The sequence below is a fragment of the Micromonospora sp. Mcm103 genome, assembly GCF_024519755.1.
In the GTDB taxonomy this organism is placed as follows: Bacteria; Actinomycetota; Actinomycetes; order Mycobacteriales; family Micromonosporaceae; genus Micromonospora; species Micromonospora aurantiaca.
Genome location: NZ_JALJRJ010000002.1, coordinates 128960 through 150760 on the forward strand (window position 1 = coordinate 128960; position 21801 = coordinate 150760).

General features: G+C 72.4%; 17 protein-coding genes. 13 read left to right on the forward strand and 4 right to left on the reverse strand.

The genetic code is table 11. The features are described from left to right. Window positions 1-1476, reverse strand: a complete 1476-nt coding sequence (locus OC439_RS03175) for an arabinofuranosidase catalytic domain-containing protein (protein WP_410054882.1) — start codon at window positions 1474-1476, stop codon at window positions 1-3. A gap of 322 nt (window positions 1477-1798) precedes the next feature. Next, window positions 1799-3115, reverse strand: coding sequence for a cellulose binding domain-containing protein (locus OC439_RS03180; RefSeq protein ID WP_262012106.1), 1317 nt, complete (start codon window positions 3113-3115; stop codon window positions 1799-1801). 635 nt (window positions 3116-3750) lie between these two features. Here OC439_RS03180 and OC439_RS03185 point away from each other — a divergent pair. The 13 genes from OC439_RS03185 to OC439_RS03245 are packed head-to-tail and all read left to right on the forward strand — an operon-like array spanning window position 3751 to window position 19835. After that, window positions 3751-5406 (forward strand): ABC transporter substrate-binding protein, encoded by a 1656-nt coding sequence (locus tag OC439_RS03185; RefSeq protein ID WP_262012107.1) that lies wholly within the window; start codon window positions 3751-3753, stop codon window positions 5404-5406. A gap of 14 nt (window positions 5407-5420) precedes the next feature. Continuing rightward, window positions 5421-6431 (forward strand): ABC transporter permease, encoded by a 1011-nt coding sequence (locus OC439_RS03190; protein WP_262012108.1) that lies wholly within the window; start codon window positions 5421-5423, stop codon window positions 6429-6431. Next, window positions 6431-7315, forward strand: a complete 885-nt coding sequence (locus OC439_RS03195; RefSeq protein WP_262012109.1) for an ABC transporter permease — start codon at window positions 6431-6433, stop codon at window positions 7313-7315. The genes OC439_RS03190 and OC439_RS03195 overlap by 1 nt, the downstream gene beginning before the upstream one ends. Before the next feature lie 2 nt (window positions 7316-7317). After that, the gene (locus OC439_RS03200) at window positions 7318-9351 is read left to right on the forward strand and encodes an ABC transporter ATP-binding protein (protein WP_262012405.1); all 2034 of its coding nucleotides are present in this window, start codon (window positions 7318-7320) and stop codon (window positions 9349-9351) included. Continuing rightward, window positions 9348-11399, forward strand: a complete 2052-nt coding sequence (locus OC439_RS03205; RefSeq protein ID WP_262012110.1) for a hydantoinase/oxoprolinase family protein — start codon at window positions 9348-9350, stop codon at window positions 11397-11399. Before OC439_RS03200 ends, OC439_RS03205 begins: the two co-directional genes overlap by 4 nt. Next, complete coding sequence (locus OC439_RS03210) at window positions 11396-13084, forward strand: hydantoinase B/oxoprolinase family protein (RefSeq protein ID WP_262012111.1); 1689 nt, start codon at window positions 11396-11398, stop codon at window positions 13082-13084. Before OC439_RS03205 ends, OC439_RS03210 begins: the two co-directional genes overlap by 4 nt. Further along, window positions 13077-14747, forward strand: a complete 1671-nt coding sequence (locus OC439_RS03215) for a hydantoinase B/oxoprolinase family protein (protein WP_262012112.1) — start codon at window positions 13077-13079, stop codon at window positions 14745-14747. Before OC439_RS03210 ends, OC439_RS03215 begins: the two co-directional genes overlap by 8 nt. Further along, window positions 14744-16009 (forward strand): amidohydrolase family protein, encoded by a 1266-nt coding sequence (locus OC439_RS03220; RefSeq protein WP_262012113.1) that lies wholly within the window; start codon window positions 14744-14746, stop codon window positions 16007-16009. The genes OC439_RS03215 and OC439_RS03220 overlap by 4 nt, the downstream gene beginning before the upstream one ends. After that, window positions 16006-16419, forward strand: a complete 414-nt coding sequence (locus tag OC439_RS03225; protein WP_262012114.1) for a nuclear transport factor 2 family protein — start codon at window positions 16006-16008, stop codon at window positions 16417-16419. The genes OC439_RS03220 and OC439_RS03225 overlap by 4 nt, the downstream gene beginning before the upstream one ends. Then, a complete protein-coding gene (locus tag OC439_RS03230) occupies window positions 16416-17420 on the forward strand; it encodes a zinc-binding dehydrogenase (protein WP_262012115.1) in 1005 nt (334 codons plus the stop codon). The genes OC439_RS03225 and OC439_RS03230 overlap by 4 nt, the downstream gene beginning before the upstream one ends. Then, window positions 17417-17743, forward strand: a complete 327-nt coding sequence (locus OC439_RS03235; RefSeq protein ID WP_151500654.1) for a TIGR04076 family protein — start codon at window positions 17417-17419, stop codon at window positions 17741-17743. The genes OC439_RS03230 and OC439_RS03235 overlap by 4 nt, the downstream gene beginning before the upstream one ends. Beyond that, window positions 17740-18738 carry an LLM class flavin-dependent oxidoreductase gene (locus OC439_RS03240; RefSeq protein ID WP_262012116.1) on the forward strand — a complete coding sequence of 333 codons (999 nt, stop codon included), beginning with the start codon at window positions 17740-17742 and terminating at the stop codon, window positions 18736-18738. Before OC439_RS03235 ends, OC439_RS03240 begins: the two co-directional genes overlap by 4 nt. A gap of 5 nt (window positions 18739-18743) precedes the next feature. Continuing rightward, window positions 18744-19835 carry an alpha/beta hydrolase gene (locus OC439_RS03245; protein WP_262012117.1) on the forward strand — a complete coding sequence of 364 codons (1092 nt, stop codon included), beginning with the start codon at window positions 18744-18746 and terminating at the stop codon, window positions 19833-19835. A 74-nt stretch (window positions 19836-19909) separates the two neighbouring features. Here OC439_RS03245 and OC439_RS03250 read toward each other — a convergent pair whose 3' ends face one another. Together OC439_RS03250 and OC439_RS03255 are read right to left on the reverse strand one after the other, a co-directional pair. After that, the gene (locus tag OC439_RS03250) at window positions 19910-20545 is read right to left on the reverse strand and encodes a helix-turn-helix domain-containing protein (RefSeq protein WP_262012118.1); all 636 of its coding nucleotides are present in this window, start codon (window positions 20543-20545) and stop codon (window positions 19910-19912) included. A 143-nt stretch (window positions 20546-20688) separates the two neighbouring features. Beyond that, complete coding sequence (locus OC439_RS03255) at window positions 20689-21645, reverse strand: hypothetical protein (RefSeq protein WP_262012119.1); 957 nt, start codon at window positions 21643-21645, stop codon at window positions 20689-20691. Between the last annotated feature and the right edge of the window lie 156 nt (window positions 21646-21801).

The window sequence follows — 21801 nt, forward strand, 5'->3', positions numbered from 1 at the left end:
TCAGCGGTAGCCGGCGGCGACGATGTCGGCTTGGACGGCGTTCTCGGTCGCGTCGGACGGGTAGCCCGCCACCATGGCGCCCTCGTAGAAGGTGCCGGCGCTGAGGTTCGCGCCGCCGCCGGGCTTGCAGCAGTCGCCGCCGCTGCCCAGGATGATGGCGCCCTGCTTACGCATCGGGCTGTAGCCGGCCGGCAGCGACCCGTCGTAGAGCGTGTAGAGGCCGCCGGACTGGGCGTTGCTGCCCTTGATGGCGAACCGCGAGGTGCCGTTGTTCTTCAGCGTGGCGGTGACGAACCGGTTGGTGAAGGCCCGCTGGTTCGGGTTCCAGGACTGGCTGCCGCCCGGGTAGAGACCCCACTCCAGGTCGGCCTGCACCCAGGGGCCGCTGCCGGAGCAGCCGCCGAACCAGCAACTGGTGCTGAAGTTGATCGCGTCCATCGCCCCGGCCGCGTCGGCGCTGCGGGTGGTCTCGCTGTTGCCGTAGTCGAAGCAGCAGCCGCTGTTGACGTGGGTGCCGCTGGTCACCATGTACATGCCCTCGGGGGCCGCGCCGGTGGGGACGCCGGTCAGGTGGCCGTCCCGCCAGTAGCTGTTCCCGGGGTTGATGTAGAGGGAATACGCTCGGGCGCCGCCGACCGTCAGCGACTCGCTCGTCGCGTTCGCGGGCCGGCTGGAGGTGGAGCCGGGGACCTGCGCGGAGCCCTGGTACCACAGGTCGTTCCCGCGTCCCGACTGGTCGAACACGGCGGTGATCACGCAGCTCGTACCGGCGCAGAACGCGTCCTGCGCGGCGGCGTCGGCGTAGCCGCCCGCGCTCAGCAGCCCGATGTTGCGGGTGCCGTTGTCCGAGGAGCGGCGGACCTGGTAGAGGTTGCCGCCGTACGCCGAGAACAGCGCCCGGGTGGTGCTGTGCGCCGCCACGCACGGCGTGCCGCCCGCGGCGTAGATGTCGCACGGCCGGCCGCCGGGCGGGGGCGTCGAGGTGGGCGGCGGTGACGACGGTGTGGTCGAGATGGTCCACCGCTGGTTGGCCTGGCCGTTGCAGGTCCACAGGATGATCCTGGTGCCGTTGGCGGTGCCCGCGTTCGTGGCGTCCAGGCACAGCCCGGACTGCTGGCCGGTGATCGCGCCGGCCGAGGTGACGTTCCACTGCTGGTTGGCCTGGCCGTTGCAGTCCCAGATGATCACGGTGGTGCCGGGGCTGGTGCCCTGGCCGTTGGCGTCCAGGCACTTGTTGCCGTACACCGTGAGCTGCTTCGCCGACGTGTAGGTCCAGTTCTGCGGCGCGCCACCCGTGCAGTCGTGGAGCTGCACCTGGGTGCCGTTCGTGGTGCTGCCGTTGGGGACGTCGACGCAGCGGCCGGACTGCGCGCCCACGATGGAGCCGGGCCCGGGAGCGGCCACGGCGCTTCGGCTCTGAGTGGCCAGGGCGGCGCCGGCGACGACCAGGACGAGGATCAGGGCGGGGATGGTCAAGCGCGGTGGTCCGGATCGGGCGGACCGGGGGGGACGGGGGATCACCATGACGGCTCCTCGGGTACGCAGGGCTCCGCTGCCGTTCGTCGGCGCGGCGCCTCACGAGCTATGGATGGCCGCCGGTGCAAGCGCTAACACCTGTGACACAAGTGCTCTGACTAGCCTGGTGGTGGTGGCATGTCAGGCGCCAATGTTAACGCAAACATCGACCAGAGTTAATTAGAGCACATTCCGGGGGGTAGCGGGACCTCAGTTGGTGCCGGCCGGGGCCGGGCCGAGGGCGGCGGCATGCCACCCCGGCCCGGCTCCCGTGCCGGGTCGGTCAGGGACTGGTGCAGCTGACGCCACTGGGTGCGGTGGCGCCGTTCCCGGTGGCGGTGAACCCGAACGTCGTCGAGCCGTTCGCGCCGACAGTGCCGTTGTAGTCGGCGTTGCGGACCGACACCGAGCCGGTGGTGCCCGTGTTGACGCCGTTCCAGAGGCTGCTGATCGCCTGGCCGGAGGCCAGGGTCAGGCGTACGGTCCAGCCGTTGAGCGTGGTGGCGCCGTTGTTGGCCACCGTGACCTCGGCCTGGTAGCCACCCGGCCAGGTGTTCACGGTCCGGTAGGTGGCGGTGCAGGCGCCCGGCTCACCCGGCGGCGGCGTCGTGACCGGCGGGGTCGTGGGCGGTGCGGTGGTGACCGGCGGCGTGGTCGGCGGCACGGTGGTCGGCGGCACCGTGGTCGGCGGCGTGGTGGACGCGAACTGGCTGAAGAACCGCCAGATCTCCCCCGACGTCCAGGTCCGGGAGTCGTTCGGGCTGGACGACCCGTCGACCGGGCTGGGGGTGTGGTCGCCGTCGAACGCGGCCCACTGCACCGGGTAGCCCTCGCGGCAGCCGGAGTACGTGGTGGTGATGTGGGTGAGGCTGCCCCGGCTCGGCTCGCGCGGACTCTGCGCGGTGCAGCCGTTGTTGCGGACGAACGTGTCGCGCAGCGAGCGGCCCATGGAGATGTTCAGGACGCTGTCGTAGATGCCGTGGATGCCGAAGTAGGCGACCGGCTGGGTGCCGCCGTTGCAGCCGCTGAGGTTGGCGCCGGAGATCACGGTGACCGCGCGGACGACGTTGGGCCGGGCGCAGGCCACCGCGTAGCTCATCGCCCCGCCGTAGCTCCAGCCGAGCGCGAACCGCTGGCTGGTGTCGACGCAGAGGTCGTTCTCGATCTGCCGGGAGATGTCGTCGAACAGCGTCAGGTCGCGGCCGTTGGTGTTGGCCCAGCCGTTGTCGATGCCCTGCGGTGCGACGAAGATCGTGCTGTTGTTCGACAGCGGCAGCAGGCCGTAGTAGCCGGCCGAGGCGACGTTGTTCGCCGAGCCGTTCAGCCAGTGGAACCCGAAGATCAGCCGGTACGGGCGGTTGCGGTCGTACCCGTCCGGGATGCGCAGGATGTAGCTGCGGTTCTGGCCGCCGCTGGAGATGGTGCGCGTCCCGCTGGACAGCGTCGGGGCCTTGCCGCAGCCGGCGGTCGCGGCGAGCGTGCCGTTTGTCGACGCCTGCGCCGTCTCGCCGAGGTCGGCGCTGAGGGCGCCGCCGGCCGCCGCCGCGAGGAGCACCGCCGCGGCGGCGATGGATGAGAGAAGGGATGTTCGTTTCGCCATTGCTGGACTCCTTGCCCTGGGTGGTGGTGCAGGCCGAACCGTCCGTCGATGCCGACGTCGCCTGCGAAGAGGGCGCGGAGCCGCGCGTGCGGCCGGGGCCGAAGTCGTCCGTTGGCCGCCTGCGTCGGCGTGCATCGGCGGAGCGGCCCGGACTGGTCACCGACCGGCGAGGCGGCGAGGACGGTGCCTCGGGTCGCTTTGCCGGTTGCGGGGGTGACGGGGAGCGTGCCCTTCGCTCCCGTGCCGGAACATAGCAGGTTATCGATAACATGTTCAACCGGCCGGGTCCGGAGGAATGCCGGGTGGACCGCCGGGTGAGCGCTCACAGGAGCGCGCGGGCGAGCTCGGCCTCGGCGAGCCCGAGCCGCCGGTACGCGGTGGAGCGACCCCGGGTGTCCTCCCGGGGGCATCGGCGTCTTCCAGCCCGGTTCGATCTCCCGTGCGTAACGGTTCGGTGAACTTGTGTGAACGCTTTCAGCGGGGTCATCCCGCACTTCGGGAGTGCTCTGATTTCATGGCGCGGCCGTGTTCGGTGAACACCGTTCACCCTATTGTTCACTCGTGCCTAATCCGGTAGAACACCAGGTAGGTCCGCAGCTCGGGCCATTCGCCTCGTGCTTCTAGGAGGGCTTCTCATGGCTCGTTCACCCCGTCCGGGCGCCTCCTCGCCCGCGCTCTCCCGCCGCGGCGTCCTGCAGTTGGGTGGCAGCGTCGCGCTCCTGTTCGCCACCGGTGCCTGCGCCGCGGACAGCGGCAACAAGTCCACGGACGGCAAGTCCGGCGGCGCCTCCGCCAAGACGCTGCGCATCGCCGTCTCCAGCTACCTGTCGAGCTGGGACCAGGACTTCGTCGGTTTCGACCTGACCGCGCTGATGCTCTACAAGAACGTCTTCCCGTACCTGATCGACTACGGGGTCACAAACGCCGGCGGCAGCCAGATCCTCGACACCCAGAACATCACCCCGACGTTCGCCGAGTCGTTCGAGCCGGACGCCGAGCAGAAGGTGTGGACGCTCAAGCTGCGCCGCGGCGTGAAGTTCGCCAGCGGCAACGAGATGAAGGCCGCCGACGTCAAGTGGTCGAAGGACCGCGCGTTCGCCGCCCAGGCCAACGTCGCCGGCGTCTACCGCACCATCGGCCTCACCAGCGCCGACCAGGTCAAGGTCGTCGACGACTACACGGTCGAGTTCCACCAGGCGTTCCCGAGCGCCCTGACCCGGCAGATCCAGGCGATCTCGCTGTACGTCTTCGACTCCGTCGAGGCCAAGAAGCGCGCCAGCGCCAGCGACCCCTGGGCCAAGGAGTGGTTCGCGAAGAACCCGCCGACCGGCGGCTACTTCAACGTCGCCAAGGCCACCCAGGGCCAGGAGATCGAACTCAGCGCGAACACCGGCTACCCGGGCCCGGACCCGGCCAAGACGCCGACCATCCGGATCTCGGTGGTGCCGGCCGCGTCCAACCAGCGCCTCCAGCTCCAGGCCGGTGACATCGACATCGCCCTGGGCATCAGCCAGCGCGACATCCAGGACCTGAAGAAGGCCCCGGGCATCAAGGTCATCTCGGCGGCCAGCAACCGCCAGGTCGCCATCCAGATGTCGGTCACCGCGGCGCCGTTCAACGACGTGAACGTCCGGAAGGCGCTCGCGTACGCGGTGCCCTACGAGCAGATCATCAACAACGTGTACGGCGGCGACGCCCGCGCGGCCAAGAGCCCGGTCCCGCTGGACATGCCCGGCTACGACGAGAGCGGCTACCCGTTCACCTACGACCTGGAGAAGGCGAAGGCCGCCATGGCCGCCGCCGGCCGGGCGTCGCTCGACTCCGAGCTGGTCTTCGAGGCCGACAACGAGGAGCAGCAGAAGATCGCCGTCCAGGTGCAGAGCGAGGCGGCGAAGGCGGGCATCCGGCTCAAGCTGACCCCGCTGGACCCGGCCACCCTCGGCGAGCGGCGGACCAAGAAGAACATCCCGCTCCAGATCACCTCCGGGCAGCTCTGGGTGGACGACGTCGAGTACATGCTGGCGACCAGCTTCGTCAAGGGCGCCAACCTCAACTACTCGAACTACAGCAACCCGGAGATCGAGCAGATCTACGAGAAGTCGCACACCACTGTCGACACCTCCGCCCGCAACGCGCTGTGGAAGCGGGTCCAGGAGATCCTCGCCGCCGACGTGCCGTGGGTGGTCATCTGCCAGCCCAACTTCAACCTGCCCGTCCGGGAGTCCGTCGCCGGCTGGGTGCAGCCGATGGACGGCCTCGCCCGCCTGCGCTACCTGAGCGCGTCGGCCTAGGACGTCACCCACCCATGCGTATCTTCCGCTTCGTCGTCAGGCGACTGCTCCAGCTGATCCCCGTTCTGCTCGGGGTGGTCGTCCTGGCCTTCCTCCTGGTCCGGGTGCTGCCGGGCGATCCGGTCCGCAGCATCCTCGGGCAGAACGCCACCGAGGCGGACGCCGCCGCGGCACGGGCTCGCTTCGGGCTGGACCAGTCCCTGTGGCAGCAGTTCCTCGACTACCTCGGCGGGCTGCTCACCGGTGACTTCGGGACGTCGATCCAGAGCGGCAGCTCCGTGGGCTCGGAGATGGCGCTACGGGTGGGTCCGACCCTGGAACTCGTCGTCATCTCGGTGAGCATCGCGCTCGTGGTGGCGACGGTGCTGGGCATCTGGTCGGCCAAGCGGGCCAACCGGGCCGGCGACCACAGCGTCCGGATCTTCGCGCTGGTCGGCAACTCCGTACCGGAGTTCTGGCTCGGCCTGGTGCTGGTGCTCGTCGGCTACAGCATCCTCGGCTGGTTCCCGGCACCGAACGGCCGCGTCGACCCGGACACCGGCCTGACCCCGCTCACCGGCGCCGACCTCGTCGACGCCGTCCTCACCGCCAACGGGCCGGCGATCGCCTCGGCCGCGGCGTACCTGGTGCTGCCGGTGCTGACCCTCGTGGTCGGCGTGGTCGCCCCGCTGCTGCGCAGCGTCCGGGCCTCCGCGCTGGAAGTGCTGCACTCGGAGTCGTACGCCGCGGCGAAGGCGCACGGGCTGCGCGACCGCACGCTGCACTACGGCTACCTGCTGCGGGCGACGCTGGTCCGGCTGCCGTCGCTGGCCGCGCTGGTCTTCGGTACGGCGATCGGCTCCACCGTGCTCGTTGAGTACGTGTACTCGTGGCAGGGCTTCGGCCAGTGGGCCCTGCGCGGCCTGCTCTACCGGGACTACCCGGTGGTGCAGGCGTCGGTGCTGGTCATCGCGCTGTGCTACGTGCTGGTGTTCCTCATCGCCGACGTGGTCCACGCGATCCTCGACCCGAGAGTGAGGCTCTGATGGCCGAGCTGCGAACCGTCCCCGACGGTCCCGCCGCCGCGCCGGTGGTCGTGCCCGGCGGCGACCGGGACAGCCGTTTCGCCCGCCGCATGATCATCGCCGGGGCGAGCATCCTGTCGGTGGTCGCGCTGCTGGCGGTGTTCGCGCCGCTGCTGAGCCAGTGGGGCGAGACCGAGATCGACGCGGCGAACACGCTCGTCGCGCCGGGCGGCAGCCACCCGCTCGGCACCGACGGCAACGGCATGGACATCTGGAGCCGGGTGCTCTACGCCGCCCGGCTCGACCTGGGCATCGCCCTGGCCGCCGTGGCGCTCGCGGTGGTCGTCGGCACGCTGCTCGGCCTGGTCGCCGGCTACTTCGGCGGCTGGCTCGACGACGTGCTGATGCGGGTGGTCGACATCTTCCAGTCGTTCCCGACGTTCATCCTGGCGCTCGCCGTGGCCGCGCTGCTCGGCAACGGCACGATCAACCTGATCATCACGATCGCGGCGGTGAACGCGCCGGCGTACGCCCGGCTGGTCCGCGCCGAGGTGCGGTCGCTGCGGGAACTGCCCTTCGTGGACGCCGCGATCACGTCCGGCGCGTCGCCGGTCGGCGTGCTCTGGCGGCACCTGCTGCCCAACAGCCTCACCCCGGTCCGGGTGATCGCGCCGCTGAACTGCGGCTGGGCCATGCTCACCCTGGCCGGGCTCTCCTTCCTCGGGCTGGGCGTGAGCATCCCCGAGGCGGAGTGGGGCGCCATGATCAGCCTCGGCGCCGCGGACGTGGTCGGCGGCCGGTGGTGGACCTCGGTCCCGCCCGGCCTGGCCCTGTTCGTCTGCGTCCTGGGGTTCAGCCTGCTCGGCGAAGGCCTGCAGGACCGCGCCAACGCGAAGCGGCGGTGACCATGCTGTCGATCGAGAACCTCTCCGTGACGATCCGCCGGCCCGGCCGGCAGGTGGCAGCGCTCAGCGGCGTGAGCTTCGCCGTCCGGCCCGGCGAGGTCGTCGGCCTGGTCGGCGAGAGCGGCGGCGGCAAGAGCATGGTGGCCCGCGCCGTCGTCGGGCTGCTGCCCGGCGGCTCGCACGCCACCGGGCGGGTGTTGTTCGGCGACTCGGACGTGCTGCGCATGGACGACGCCGCGCTCGCCGCCCACCGCGGGCGGGGGGTGGCGATCTGCTTCCAGAACCCGCGCGGCGCGCTCAGTCCCACCCGCACCATCGGCAAGCAGCTCGTCGACCGGCTCGCCACCCACCAGGAGATGTCCGGCGAGCGGGCCCGGGAGGCGGCGCGCGAGCTGTTCGAGGCGGTCGGCATCCGCAGCCCGCAGCGGCGGCTCGACGCGTACGCCCACGAGCTGTCCGGCGGCATGGCCCAGCGCGTGATGATCTCGCTGGCCACCGGCTGCGCGCCGGAGCTGCTGATCGCCGACGAGCCGACCACCGGCCTCGACGTGACACTGACCCGGGAGATCCTGCGCCAGTTCCGGCACGCCGCCGACACCGACGGCCGGGGCGTCCTGCTGATCTCGCACGACCTGGCGTCCATCGCGGAGGTCTGCGACCGGGTGGTGGTGCTCTACGCCGGCACCGTGGTGGAGAGCGGACCGGCCGCGCAGGTGCTGCGGGAGCCCGCGCACCCGTACACCCGGGCGCTGCTGCGTTCGGTGCCGGACGTCGGCGGCCGGCCGGTCGTCGCCACCCCGGGCGCCATGCCGCTGCTGACGCAGGCGCCGCACAACTGCCCGTTCGTCGCCCGGTGCGCGCACGCCGACGGCACCTGCTCGTCCCGGCGCCCGGCCACCGTGCCGGTGCCCGGCGGCGGCGAGTGGTCGCTCGCCTGCTTCCACCCGCAGACCCGGCCGCTGGACGCCGACGTGCCGCGGGCGGCGCACACGCCGGCCGCGTCCGGCGTGATCGCGGCCGGCACCGACCCGAAGCCCGCGGTGCTGGAGATCGAGGACGCGCACGTCGTCTATCGCAGCCGGTTCGGTTCCGGCGGGCACCACGCGCTGCGCGGCGTCACGCTCCGGCTCGGGCCGGGCGAGACGCTCGGCGTGGTGGGCGAGAGCGGCTGCGGCAAGAGCACCCTCGCGAAGCTCGTGATGGGTCTGGTCGCGCCCACGTCCGGCACCGTCACGGTCGCCGGGCAGGCGCTGGTCAAGCAGCCGGGCCGCACCCGGCCGCGGGGCCGGGCGCTGCGCCGGGCCCGCACCCGGGCGCAGCTCGTGTTCCAGGACCCGATCGGCTCGCTCAGCCCGCGCCGTCCCGTCGGCGACTCCATCGCCGAGCCGCTGCGCGCCGCCGGCCTGTCCCCGGCGCAGCGGGAGGCGCGCGTCACCGCCGTGCTGGACCGGATGGAGCTGGACCGGTCGATCCTCCAGCGCTACCCGCACGAGCTGTCCGGCGGCCAGGCGCAACGCATCGGCATCGCCCGCGCGCTGGTCGGCGAGCCGGACCTGATCGTCTTCGACGAGCCGACGTCGGCGCTGGACGTCACCGTCCAGGCGCAGATCCTCGACGTGATCGCCGACGTGGCCGCCGACGCGGACCGCGCCTCGGTGTTCATCTCCCACGACCTGGCCACGGTGCGCGGGTTCGCCGACCGCGTCGTGGTGCTCTACCTCGGCCGGGTCGTCGAGGAGGGACCGGTGGACGTCGTCTTCGACACGCCCCGGCACCCGTACACCCGGGCGCTGCTGGGCAGCGCCCCCCGCCTCGGCGGGACGACCGGGTCCGACGGCGAGGCCGTCGAGCTGGTCAAGGACCTGGAGGAAGCCGACGCCGCGACCGGGTGCCCACTGGCCGCCCGGTGCCCGTTCGTCACCGACCGGTGCCGATCGGAGCAGCAGGAGCTTCAGTCGTACGGCGAGAGCCGGGCCGCCTGCTGGCGCGTTCCCGAGCTTCCCGCCCTCATCGGAAGGCAGGCTGTCACGCCATGACCCGTCGCCCCATCCGGCTCGCCGTCGACATCGGCGGGACCTTCGTGGACGCCATGGAGCTGGACACGCGCACCAACCGGGTCCGCTTCCGCAAGGCGGCCACGACCCCGGCCCGGCCCGCGGACGGTGTCCTCAACGCGATCACCGCGCTCGGCACCGACCTGTCCGAGGTGGAGCTGTTCATCCACGGCACCACGCTCGGCCTCAACGCGGTGCTGGAGCGTCGTGGTGGCCGTACCGGCATCATCACCAACGAGGGCTTCCGGGACATCTTCCTGATCGGCCGCGGCAACGTGCCGTCCGACCACATGTACGACTTCCAGTACCAGCGGCCGGAGAGCCTGGTGCAGCGCCGCTTCACCGCCGGTGTACGGGGCCGCCTCGACTACCGGGGACGCGTGGTGGAGCCGCTGGACCCGGACAGCGTCCGGGAGGCCGCCCGCACGCTCGTGGTGGACCAGCAGGTCACCTCGATCGCCATCTGCTTCCTGCACTCGTTCCTCGACCCGAGCCACGAGCGGGAGGCCGCGCGCCTCATCAACGAGGAGTTCCCCGAGGTCAGCCTGTCGCTGTCGACAGACATCGTGCGCGAGTACCGGGAGTACGAGCGCACCAGCACCACGGTGCTGGAGGCGTACATCCGGCCGATCTTCGAGCGGTACGTGGACGAGCTGGAGTCCGGCCTGGCCGAGCGCGGGTTCGCCGGGCGCTTCCTGATCATGCGGTCCGGTGGCGGCTCGATGACCAGCGCGGTCGCCAAGACCGCACCCACGCACACCGTGCTGTCCGGCCCGGCCGGCGGCATCGTCGGCGCCGCCTACGTCGCCTCGGAGCTGGGCCGGGACAACGTGCTCACGTTCGACATCGGCGGCACCTCGCTGGACGCCTGCGTGATCGAGCGCGGCAACCCGGTCGCCGCGTACGAGGCCCAGCTGGAGCACTTCCCGCTGCTCATCCCGACGTACGACATCCGTACCATCGGCGCCGGCGGCGGCTCGATCGCCTGGCTGGACCACGGCCTGCTCAAGGTCGGCCCGCAGAGCGCCGGCGCCGACCCCGGCCCGGTCTGCTACGGCCGGGGCGGCACCAGGCCGACTGTGACCGACGCGGCGGTGGTGCTCGGTTACATGGACCCGGACCGCTTCCTCGCCGGCACCATGGGGCTGCGCGACGCCGAGGCGCGCGCCGCGATCGCCGAGCAGCTCGCCGATCCGCTCGGCCTGAGCGTGGAGAACGCGGCGGCGGGCGTCTTCGACGTGCTGCTGGCCCGCACCGTCGGCGCGGTCCGGCAGATCACCGTCGAGCGGGGTCACGACCCGCGGCAGTTCGCGCTGCTCGCGTTCGGCGGCGCCGGCCCGCTGCTGGCGCCGCTGCTGGCCCGGGAGATGGGCATCGGCGAGGTGGTCGTGCCGTTCGCGCCGTCCGGTTTCTCCGCCTGGGGCATGCTCTCGGCCGACATCGTCAACGACTTCAGCCGTACCGTGATGGCCACGCTCGACGACGCGGACCTGTCGGAGCTGGAGCAGCTGTTCAAGGCCGTCGAGGCCGAGGCGGTCGCGTCGCTGGTGGCGCAGGGCGTGCCGGCCGGCGAGGCGGTGCTGGAGCGGCAGTTCGAGCTGCGCTACCTGGGCCAGGAGCACAGCCTGATGGTCACCGTCGGGCGTGAGCTGGACCGCGACGCGATCCGCGCCGCGTTCGACGAGACGCACCGCACCCGGTACGGCCACACCATGGGCAACCCGCTCCAGATCCTCAACCTGCGGGTGCGCGGCATCGGGCGCACCGACCGGCCGGAGCTGGAGACCCTGCCGCGCGGCGACGGCGACCCGTCGCAGGCGCTGCTGGCGCACCGCGACGCGTACGACTTCGGGCAGCACGCGGTGGTGCCGTTCGCGGTCTACGACCGCGCCCGTCTGGAGCCGGGCGACACCTTCGACGGACCGGCGCTGGTCGACGAGGGCACGTCCACCACTGTGGTGCCCAGCGGTCAGCGGGTCACCGTCGACGACCACGGATACCTGCTCGTCACCCTGGAGGAAGCCGCATGACCACGCTGGACGGAGCCCAGGTCGAGGTCGTCCGCAGCTATCTGCTGTCGGCCGCGGAGGAGATGCGGGCCACCCTCATCCGTACCTCGTTCAACCCGGTCATCTACGAGGTGCACGACTTCGGCCTGTCGATGTACGACGCCGACCTGCGGCTGGTCGCCGAGGCCACCGGGCTGACGTTCTTCCTCGGTGCGAACGACTTCTCGCTGCGCAAGGGCGTGGAGTACGTGGGCCGGGAGAACCTGCACCGCGGCGACGTGGTGCTGCTCAACTACCCGTACTGGAACGCGGCGCACGCGTACGACGCGACGCTGTTCGCCCCGGTGTTCCGGCCGGACGAGGCGGACCCGGACGCGGACGGCGACCTGGTCGGCTTCCTCTGCGTCCGCGCGCACTGGATGGACCTGGGCGCCAAGGACCCGGGCTACGTGCTCGACTCGACCGACATGCACCAGGAGGGGCTGATCTTCCCGGGCACCAAGGTCGTGTCCCGGGGCGTGCCGGTGCGCGAGATCCACGAGCTGATCCGCTTCAACTCGCGGATGCCCGACGCGGTGCTCGGTGACCTGCACGCGCAGATCGCCGCGCTGCGTACCGGCGAGCGCCGGATGCTGGAGATCATCGAGAAGTTCGGCCGGGACACCGTCGACCAGGCGATCGACCGGATCATCGCCGACGGCGAGGCCCGCGCCCGGGCGGCGCTCGCGACGCTTCCGCAGGGCACCTGGACCGCCGAGGACTGGGTGGACGACGACGGCATCACCGACGACCCGGTGAAGATGCGCGTCACGGTGACGATCGACGACGGGCGCTTCATCGTCGACTTCGCCGGCTCGGCCCCGGCCACCCGTGGCCCGATCAACATGCCGTTCGGGGCGACCGAGGCGATCTGCAAGGTCGTGCTGAAGTCGCTGACGTCGCGGGACGAGCCGTCGAACGCCGGCACCGTGGCACCGCTGGAGGTGCGGGCCGAGCCGGGCACCCTGTTCCACGCCGTCTACCCGCAGCCCACGTTCACGCTCTGGACCGGCATCGTCGCGGTGGAGCTGATCCTCAAGGCGCTGGCGCAGGGCATGCCGGACCGGCTGCCCGCCTCCTCCGGCGGCGACGTGCCCGGCTTCATGATGGTCGGCCTGCACCCGGACACCGGGAAGATGTTCGCGGTCAGCAACAACGACCTGGTGGGCTGGGGCGGCACCGCGCAGCACGACGGCATGGACGCCGCCACGCACGTCTCCGGCAGCACCGGCCGGGGCACCCCGATCGAGGTCATGGAGGCCAAGACCGGGATGTTCTTCGAGCGCTGGGAGATCCGCGCGGACTCCGGTGGCGCGGGCCGGTTCCGGGGCGGCTGCGGCCTGCGGCGGGACATCCGGTTCCTGACCCCGGGCGAGTTCCTCACCGTCATCAAGAAGACAAAGAGCGCGCCGTGGGCGCTCGACGGCGGCGAGCAGCCCGAGCCGAACCAGGTGGTCGTGTTCCCGGGCACCGACCGCGAGCACCGGGTGAGCACCAAGCGCACCGTGGTGGCGGCGGGCGACCGGGTCACCCTGCTGACCGCCGGTGGCGGCGGGCACGGCGACCCGCGCGGCCGCGACCCGGAGGCGGTGCGGCGGGACGTGGCCGAGGGCTACGTCTCCCGGGAGGCGGCCCGGGACGTCTACGGAGTGGACGTCGATGGGTGAGCCGACGGTCGACGGGGCGACCGTCGAGGTCGTCCGCAGCCATCTCGTCTCGGCCGCCGAGGAGATGCGGGCCGCGCTGGTGCGCACCGCGTTCAACCCGGTGATCTACGAGGTGTACGACTTCGGCATCTCCGTCTACGACCGGCGGCTGCGGCTGGTCGCGGAGTCCACGGGGTTGTCCCGCTTCCTCGGCGCCAACGACTACTCGCTGCGCAAGGGCGTCGAGTACGTCGGCGTGGAGAATCTGCACCGCGGCGACGTGGTGCTGCTCAACTACCCGTACTGGAACGCGGCGCACACGTACGACGCGACGATGTTCGCGCCGGTCGTGCTGCCGGACAGCGAGGAGCTGATCGGTTTCCTGTGCATCCGGGCGCACTGGATGGACCTGGGCGCCAAGGATCCCGGCTACGTGCTCGACTCCACGGACATGCACCAGGAGGGGATCATCTTCCCCGGCACGAAGGTGTACTCCCGGGGCGAGCCGGTGCCGGAGATCCACGAGCTGATCCGGTTCAACTCGCGGATGCCGGAACTCGTGCTCGGCGACCTCAACGCGCAGATCGCCGCGCTGCGGACCGGCGAGCGGCGGGGGACCGAGCTGTACCGCCACTACGGCCCCGCAGTGGTCGACGCGGTGGTCGACCGGGTGATCGACGCCGCCGCGCAGCGTGCCGGGGAGGCGGTGGCCGCGTTGCCGCAGGGCAGCTGGACCGCCGAGGACTGGCTCGACGACGACGGCGTCACCGACGACCCGATCCGGATGCGGGTCACCGTCACCGTTGCCGACGGCGAGTTCACAGTGGACTTCGCCGGGTCGTCGCCGGCGGTGCCCGGGCCGGTGAACCTGCCGCTGGGCGCGACCATCGCCACCTGCCGGGTCGCGTTCAAGGGCGTCACCACGCCGCACGAGCAGACGAACGCCGGGCACTTCGCGCCCCTGCGGGTACGCGCCGAGCCCGGTACGTTGTTCCACGCGCAGTACCCGGCCGCCACGTTCACCCAGTGGACCGGCACCGTCGCGCTGGAGTTGATCCTCAGGGCGCTGGCGCAGGGCATGCCGGATCGGATGGCCGCCTCGTCCGGCGGCGACGTGCCCGGTTTCATGATGGTCGGCCGGCACCCGGACACCGGCGACCTGTTCGCGGTCAGCAACAACGAACCGGTCGGCTGGGGCGGCACGCCCCGGCACGACGGCATCGGACCGGCGAACCACCTGTGCCAGACCCAGGCGCGCAACACGCCTGTGGAGGTGCTGGAGTCGAAGACCGGCATGTTCTTCGAGCGCCTGGAGATCCGTACCGACTCCGGTGGCGCCGGCCGGTTCCGGGGCGGCTGCGGCCTGCGGCGGGACATCCGGTTCGTGACGCCCGGTGAGTTCCTGTCGGTGATCAAGAAGACGAAGAGCGCGCCGTGGGCGCTGGCCGGCGGCGAGCAGCCGGAGCCGAACCAGGTGGTCGTCTTCCCTGGCACGGACCGGGAGCACCGGGTGAGCACACGGCGTACCGCGGTGGCGGTGGGGGATCGGGTGACGTTGCTGACCGCCGGTGGCGGCGGGCACGGTGACCCGAGGAGTCGGGATCCGGAGGCGGTGCGACGGGACGTGGCCGAGGGCTACGTCTCCGCGCGGGCCGCCCGAGACGTTTATGGAGTGATCGCGTGAGTGCCGCCTATTCGCCCGAACAGCCGAGCGTGCTGCTCGGCGACTGCACAGTGCTTGATGCCCGCGTGGTGGACGGCATGGCGCCCGTGACCGGCGCCGGGGTGTGGGTCCGGGGTGACCGGATCGCCGCCGTCGGGCCGTACGCCGAGGTGGCCGAGCAGGCGCGGGCCGCCGGCCGGCTGACCGAGGTGGACCTCGACGGCGCCTACGTGACGCCCGGTCTGGTCAACATGCACACCCACTTCTCGCTGTCGCTGCCCGGCTCCGCCGGCGAGGGCGTCAAGGGAATGGGCGCGTACGACCTCGCCCACTACATGGCCGACGGGGCGCGGCGCACGCTGCACTCCGGCGTGACCACTGTGCGCTGCGTGGCGGAGAAGGACCACGCCGACTTCGCGCTGCGGCGGGCGATCAACGCCGGGCGCGTGCCGGGTCCGCGCATCTACACCGCCGGCCGGGCGCTGGTGTGCACCGGCGGGCACGGCCACGAGAGCAACGACACGCTCGAATGTGACGGCCCGGTGGGCTTCCGCCACGGCGTCCGCAGCCAGATCAAGGCCGGCGCCGACCTGATCAAGGTGATGATCTCGGGCGGTATCGCCGGTGAGCACGAGAGCATCCACACGCCCCAGTTGTTCGCCGACGAGATGAGCGCGGTGATCGAGACCGCGCACGCGTGGGGCCGCAAGGTGACAGCGCACGCCGGACCGGCCGACGTGATCGGCGCGGCCGTGGAGCTGGGACTGGACTGCGTGGAGCACGGCTACCAGCTCACTCCGCAGGTCGCGGCGCGGATGGCCGAGCGCGGCACCGCGCTCGTGCCGACGCTGCTGGTGACCCGGTGCAAGGAGTTCTTCGACGAGTTGGGCGTGCCGGAGTGGATGCAGTGCCGGTCGCTCGGCGCCGGCCCCCGGCACCTGGAGAGCTTCGACATGGCGATCGCCGCCGGGGTGGAGGTGCTGCTCGGCAGCGACATGCCCCCGTTCTGGGAGTTCGAGGGCACCACCGCCTCGATTCGGGAGCTGGAGTACATGTCCGAGCGGATCGGCACCGCGCGGGCCATCCACGCCGGCACGCTCGGACCGATCCGGTGGCTCGGCGCCGAGTCCGACCTCGGCACTGTCGAGGCCGGCAAGCTCGCCGACCTGATCGCGACCGAAGCCGACCCGCTGGCCGACACCTCGGCGTTCCGGGACGTGCGGTGGGTGATGAAGGGCGGGCAGATCGCCCGCGACGACCGGAACCAGGAGGAGACGCGATGACGTTCGCGGATTCAGGCGCCGCGGCGATCGCCGCCGGCATCGACGACATGTACGACGCGTTCCTCGCCGGGGACCAGCAGCGGTTCGACACGCACCTGGACCCCGACGTGACCACCTGGGAGACGCACCTGCCCGGGCCGCTGCGGACCCGGGCCGAGCTGGACGAGTACCGCGCCCGGCGCGACGCCGCGGGACAGCGGCCCCGGCTGGCGGTGCTCGCCGCGCGGGACAAGCGCATCGACGTCTGGGACGACTTCGGCGTCGCCCGGTACGAGCTGGTCGCGCAGCTCGGCCCGGACGACGAGCCGGAGATCACCCGGGTCACCGACGTGGTGCGCCGGATCGACGGCCGCTGGGTGATCGTGCACCACCACGCCGAGCTGGTCCGGGAACCGGTGGGCGCGGCGTGATCCGGCGGCTGGTCGCCGGGCGGACCGGCGAGCCGGCGGACGTGCTGTCGGTCGCCGAGCTGCCCGACGACCCGCCGCCCGGCCCCGGTGAGGTACGGCTCGCCGTCCGTACGGTGGGGCTGAACTTCCTGGACGTCATGCTCTGCCGGGGCGAGTACCCGGTGCGGCCGGACCCGCCGATGACACCCGGCGTGGAGACGGCCGGCCGGGTCGTCGCCGCCGGAGCCGGGGCCGAGCACCTGCTGGGTCAGGAGGTGCTCGCCTGCCCGGCGCTGCCGCGCGGCGCGCTCGGCAGCACCGTGACGGTGGACGCCGCGGTGGTGGTGCCGCGACCGCTCACTGTCGACCCGGTCACCGCGGCGGCGCTGCCCGTCACCTACCAGACCGCGTGGTTCGCGCTGGAACGATCCGCTCTCACCGCGGGGCAGACGGTGCTTGTGCACGCGGGCGCCGGTGGGGTGGGCATCGCCGCGATCCAGCTCGCCGTCGCCCGTGGCGCGCGGGTCCTGGCCACCGCGGGCGGCCCGGCCAAGACCGCGATCTGCCGCGACCACGGCGCCCAGGTGGCGATCGACTACACGGCGGACGACTTCGTGCCCGCCGTGCTGGCGGCCACCGGTGGACGGGGCGTGGACGTCGTGGTGGACCCGGTGGGCGGCGACGTGTTCGCCCGCTCCTGGGAGTGCCTCGCGTTCGAGGGCCGCCTGGTGGCGGTGGGCGCGGCCGGTGGCGCGCCGCCGCCGGTGGACCCGCTGCGACTGATGGCGGCGAACGCGACACTCGTCGGTCTGTCCTGGGGCTCGCAGTACCCGTGGCAGCGCGCGTCGGCCGTCGAGGCGGCCTACCAGGAGCTGTTCGACATGTGCGCCTCCGGCACGGTCCGGCCGCCGGTCAGCCGCGTCGTGTCGCTCGACGAGACCCCCGCGGCGCTCACCGAACTGGCCGAACGCCGGACCACCGGCAAGATCATCGTACGGATCGACGAGGGGGAGGGACCGTGAGCGACAGCGACGGCGACATGGAGATCTACGACCTGAAGGTGACAGTCGACCGGATCGAGGGCCGGTCGGTGTGCGGCATGGCCGTGGGCGACCACTTCGAACTGACGAACAGCGCGCACCTGCGGCTGCCCGAGGGAAAGCACTTCTGCGTGTACGCGCTCGCCTCGGTGCTGCCCTTCCTCGCCGCCAAGCAGCGTGATCTGGCGCCGGGGGACTGGCTGGCCCAGGACTCCCACTTCATCTGCCCCGACCCGGAGGAGCGGCTCGTCATGAAGGTGGAACGGACCTGCCGGCGCACGATGAACTCGGCGGACCTGACATGACCGTCGAGATCGGGCTCGGCCTGCAGAGCGACAAGCCGGCCGGCGCCTACGCCCGGCTGGCCCGCGCCGCCGAGGCGCACGGCTTCGACGTGCTCACCGTCTTCGGCGACCTGATGTACCAGCCGCCGATCTTCCCGCTGCTGGAGATGGCACAGGCGACCGAACGGGTACGCCTCGGCGCGGCCTGCCTGAACCCGTACTCGATGGCGCCGTACGAGATCGCCGGTCAGATCGCCGCCCTGGACCTGGCCTCGCACGGGCGGGCCTACCTGGGTCTGGCCCGAGGGACCTGGCTGGGCGCTGTCGGCCTGCCGCAGCCGCGGCCGCTGACCACCCTCGAGGAAGCCGTCCAGGTCGTCTACCGCCTGCTGCGCGGCGACCGCGGCGGCTTCACCGGAAAGGTCTTCTCGCTCGCTCCCGGCACCGCGCTGCGCTACGACGTGCAGCGCCCCGACCCGCCGCTGCTGCTCGGCGCGTGGGGCCCGCAGGGCGCGGCGCTGGCCGGGCGGATCGCCGACGAGATCAAGGTGGGCGGCAGCGCCAACCCGGACATGGTCCCGGTGATCCGTGAACGGCTGCGGACCGGCGCGGAGAAGGCCGGACGCGACGTCGCGGACGTCGGCATCGTGCTCGGCGCTGTCACAGTCGTCGACACCGACGGCGAGGCGGCCCGCGCCAAGGCCCGCACCGAGGTAGCCATGTACCTGGCGGTGGTGGCCGAGCTGGACCCGACCGTCGAGATGCCGGACGACCTGGTCAAGCGCGTCGGTGACCTGGTCGACGCGGGCGAGGACGAGGCGGCGGGCCGGTTGATCCCGGACGACGTGCTCGACCGGTTCGCCTTCTCCGGCACGCCGGAGCAGGTCGCCGCGCAGGCCCAGGCGCTCATCGACGCGGGCGTGCGCCGGGTCGAGTTCGGTACGCCGCACGGCCTCACCGACGAGCGCGGCGTGGACCTGCTCGGCTCGGCCGTCCTGCCGTTGCTGCGGAGGTGAGCCAGGTGCGGCTCACCGTGGTGGTCGGCCCCGGCCTGGTGGCCGACCCGGCCCTGCTGGCGTCGCTGGCCGACGCCACCTGCGCCGAACTGGACGTCGCCGGTCAGGTGGTCACCGCCGGCTCGGCCGACGAGCTGCGCTCGCTGCTCGCCGCGACGGACCAGCCGGTGGTGGCGCTGCCCGGCCCCACACCGGCGGCCCGTGCCCTCATCGGCGCGCAGCCGTCCGGCGTGGTCTGGTACGACCTGACCGTCGAGTCGCCGGTGCCCGGCGCGGTCCACCTGGCCGGACGGGGACTGTGGGGCCTGGCCTGGGCGATCCGGCACGCCGTGCACCGCCTCCGCGCGCCGGCCACCCGGATCGCCTACGGCCCGGACCCGGACCAGTGGGGCGACCTGCGGCTGCCGTCCACCCCGGACGCCGGGCCGGCGCCGGTCGCGGTGCTGCTGCACGGCGGGTTCTGGCGGTCGATCTGGGGGGCGGACCTGATGGACGCGCTCGCCGCCGACCTGGCCCGGCGCGGGTACGCGTCCTGGAATCTGGAGTACCGGCGCCCGGACCGGCACGGCTGGGACGCGACCACGCAGGACGTCGAGGCGGGCTTGCGCGCGCTGCGGGAACCGGCCCGCGACGGGCTGGTCGACCTGGACCGGATCGTCGTGCTGGGACACTCGGCCGGCGGGCAGCTCGCGTTGCGTGCCGCGGCGGACCTGGCCGCGCGTCCGGGCGGGCCGCGTGTCGCGCTCGCGGTGTCGCTGGCCGGGGTGCTCGACCTCACCGAGGGCGAGCGGCGCTACCTCGGCGACGGCGCTGTCGCCGCCGCGCTGGGCGGCTCACCGGTGACGGCACCGCGCCGGTACGCCGAGAGCGACCCGATGCTCCGCCTGCCGGCCGGGGTGCCCACACTGCTCGTGCAGGGGACGGAGGACAGCCTCGACCTCGTCGACGCCAACCGGCGCTACGCCGCCGCCGCGGCAGCCGCCGGGGACGAGATCCGCCACCTCGAACAGGCGGGGGACCACTTCGCCGTCATCGACCCGGCCTCGGTCATCTGGCAGGACACGATGACCGCCGTGGACGCGCGCCTCGGTCGCTGACGCCACACAGCGAATCGCCCTCCGTGTTCACCTACGTGAAATCGGAGGGCGATTCGTGGTGCCCGGCGTGCCGGTCAGAACAGGCGGGGCGTGACGACCGAGACCACTGTCGTCACCGCGTCGGTGTCGTTGTAGAGCTGGTGCGGCACCGACGAGCGCAGGTGCACGCTGTCGCCCGGGAACAGCCGATGCTCGACGCCCTCGACCTCGTAGAGCAGCTCGCCGGAGATGACGTAGGCGAACTCCTCGCCCCGGTGGCCGTACGCGTTCTCCCGGCGCCCGCCCGGCGCGATGTGCACCAGCATCGGTTCGAGCACCAGGTCCGGCCCCCGGTCGGAGAGCATGCGGTAGGTCTGCTGCCCGGACACGTACTGCGTCGCGGCCGTCTCCGCCCTGGTCAGCGTGAAGTGCCGGGGGAGCGAGGAGACGGTGCTGTCCGGCGAGGGCGTGCCGGCGTCGAAGAAGTCGGCCACCGACCGGTCGAGCGCCTTGGCGACGCTGCCGAGCGCGGTCAGGCCGATGGAGGAGATGCCGCGCTCGACCTGGGACAGGAAGCCGATGGACAGCCCGGAGCGGGAGGCGAGGCCGCGCAGGGTCAGCCCGCGTTCCTTGCGGTAGCGCCGGATCCGGCCGCCGACGACACCCGCGGGCGTGTTCTCGTCCGCGGCGCCACCGGAGCCGGCCTGCTCCGACGGCGGCTGACTGTTCATGGGCCGCACGGGGACCTCCTGTCGAGGTGGCGGGACCTCCGCCGGGATGTTCGATGGTATCGAACATCCCGGCCGGCGCGCGAGGGGCCGTGCGGCCGGTTTCCCCGCGTCGTCCCGGGTGGACCCCGGCCGGCGTCGCCCGCCTACCGCTTGACGAGATTGCGCAGCGCCGAGAGCAGCGACCGGTGGCTGACCTCGGCGTAGATCTTCTTGTCCGGTCCGTACAGGACCACGAAGGGGCACTGCTGGTCGTCCCCGCCCATGCTCTTGTCCAGCAGCCTGCGGCCGGTCGCCACCTCGTACACCCGCAGGCGGTAGGTGGCCTTCAGCAGCGTCAGCGTGTCCGGCTTCGGGTCGTCGTAGCGGCACTTGCGGATCGTCGCGCCGGTGCTGGTGCGATCCAGGCAGGCGACCATCTGCACGGCCTTCGGGTCCTCCGACGCCCAGGTCCGCTCGACCCGCTTCGACAGGCCCTCGTCGTAGTAGTAGACCCGGTCGTGACGGCGCGTGCCGATGTCGGTGCCGACGAGCAGCGCCACCGGGTGCGGCGCCGCGCCGGTGCGCTTCGGCGACTGCGGGAAGTAGAGGACCCCGTCGCACACGTCGTTGAGGTCGGAGATCTGCGCCGCCGGGAAGTCGCTCGGCTGCGGTCCGCGCGCCGACGGCTCCGCGCTCGCCGTCGCACCCGGCGCGGGCGTCGCGCCGGACGACCGCCAGGGCGCCACCGGCGGCGCGGCGGGCTCCGGCTCGGACGCCTCGCGCGGCGAGGAACCCAGCAGGAACGCGCCGCCGATCAGGCCAGAGCACGCCACCAGCAGCAGCACGCTCAGCACCGCGACGGCGACGACCAGACCGCGGCTGCGGCCCGACGACGGCGGGCCGGGCGGCGGGTACGGCCCGAACGGCGTGCCCGGCGTGGCCGGCCCGTACGGCGGACCCGCTGTGGGCGGTCCGTAAACCGGGCCGGGCGGCTCGTGACCCGGCCCGGTGACGGGTGGTGGTGGCGGGCCGGGAACGGCCGGCGGCATCCAGGCGGCGTCGGCCCGCTGTTCCCCGTTCCCCGTCGCTTCCTGATCGGATCCGGCCCCCGTGTCGGACATGCGCATTCCCCCGTCGAACCCGTGCGGAGCGCGCAATTTATCAGGATCGGTGTCCCGGAGGTGCCCCGTGCGAGATGGGTGCCCTGCCCAGGTAGCGCCGGCACCCGCGCCTGCCACCTGACCGGCGGGGGCGGTGACCCGGGCCGGGTCGCCGGG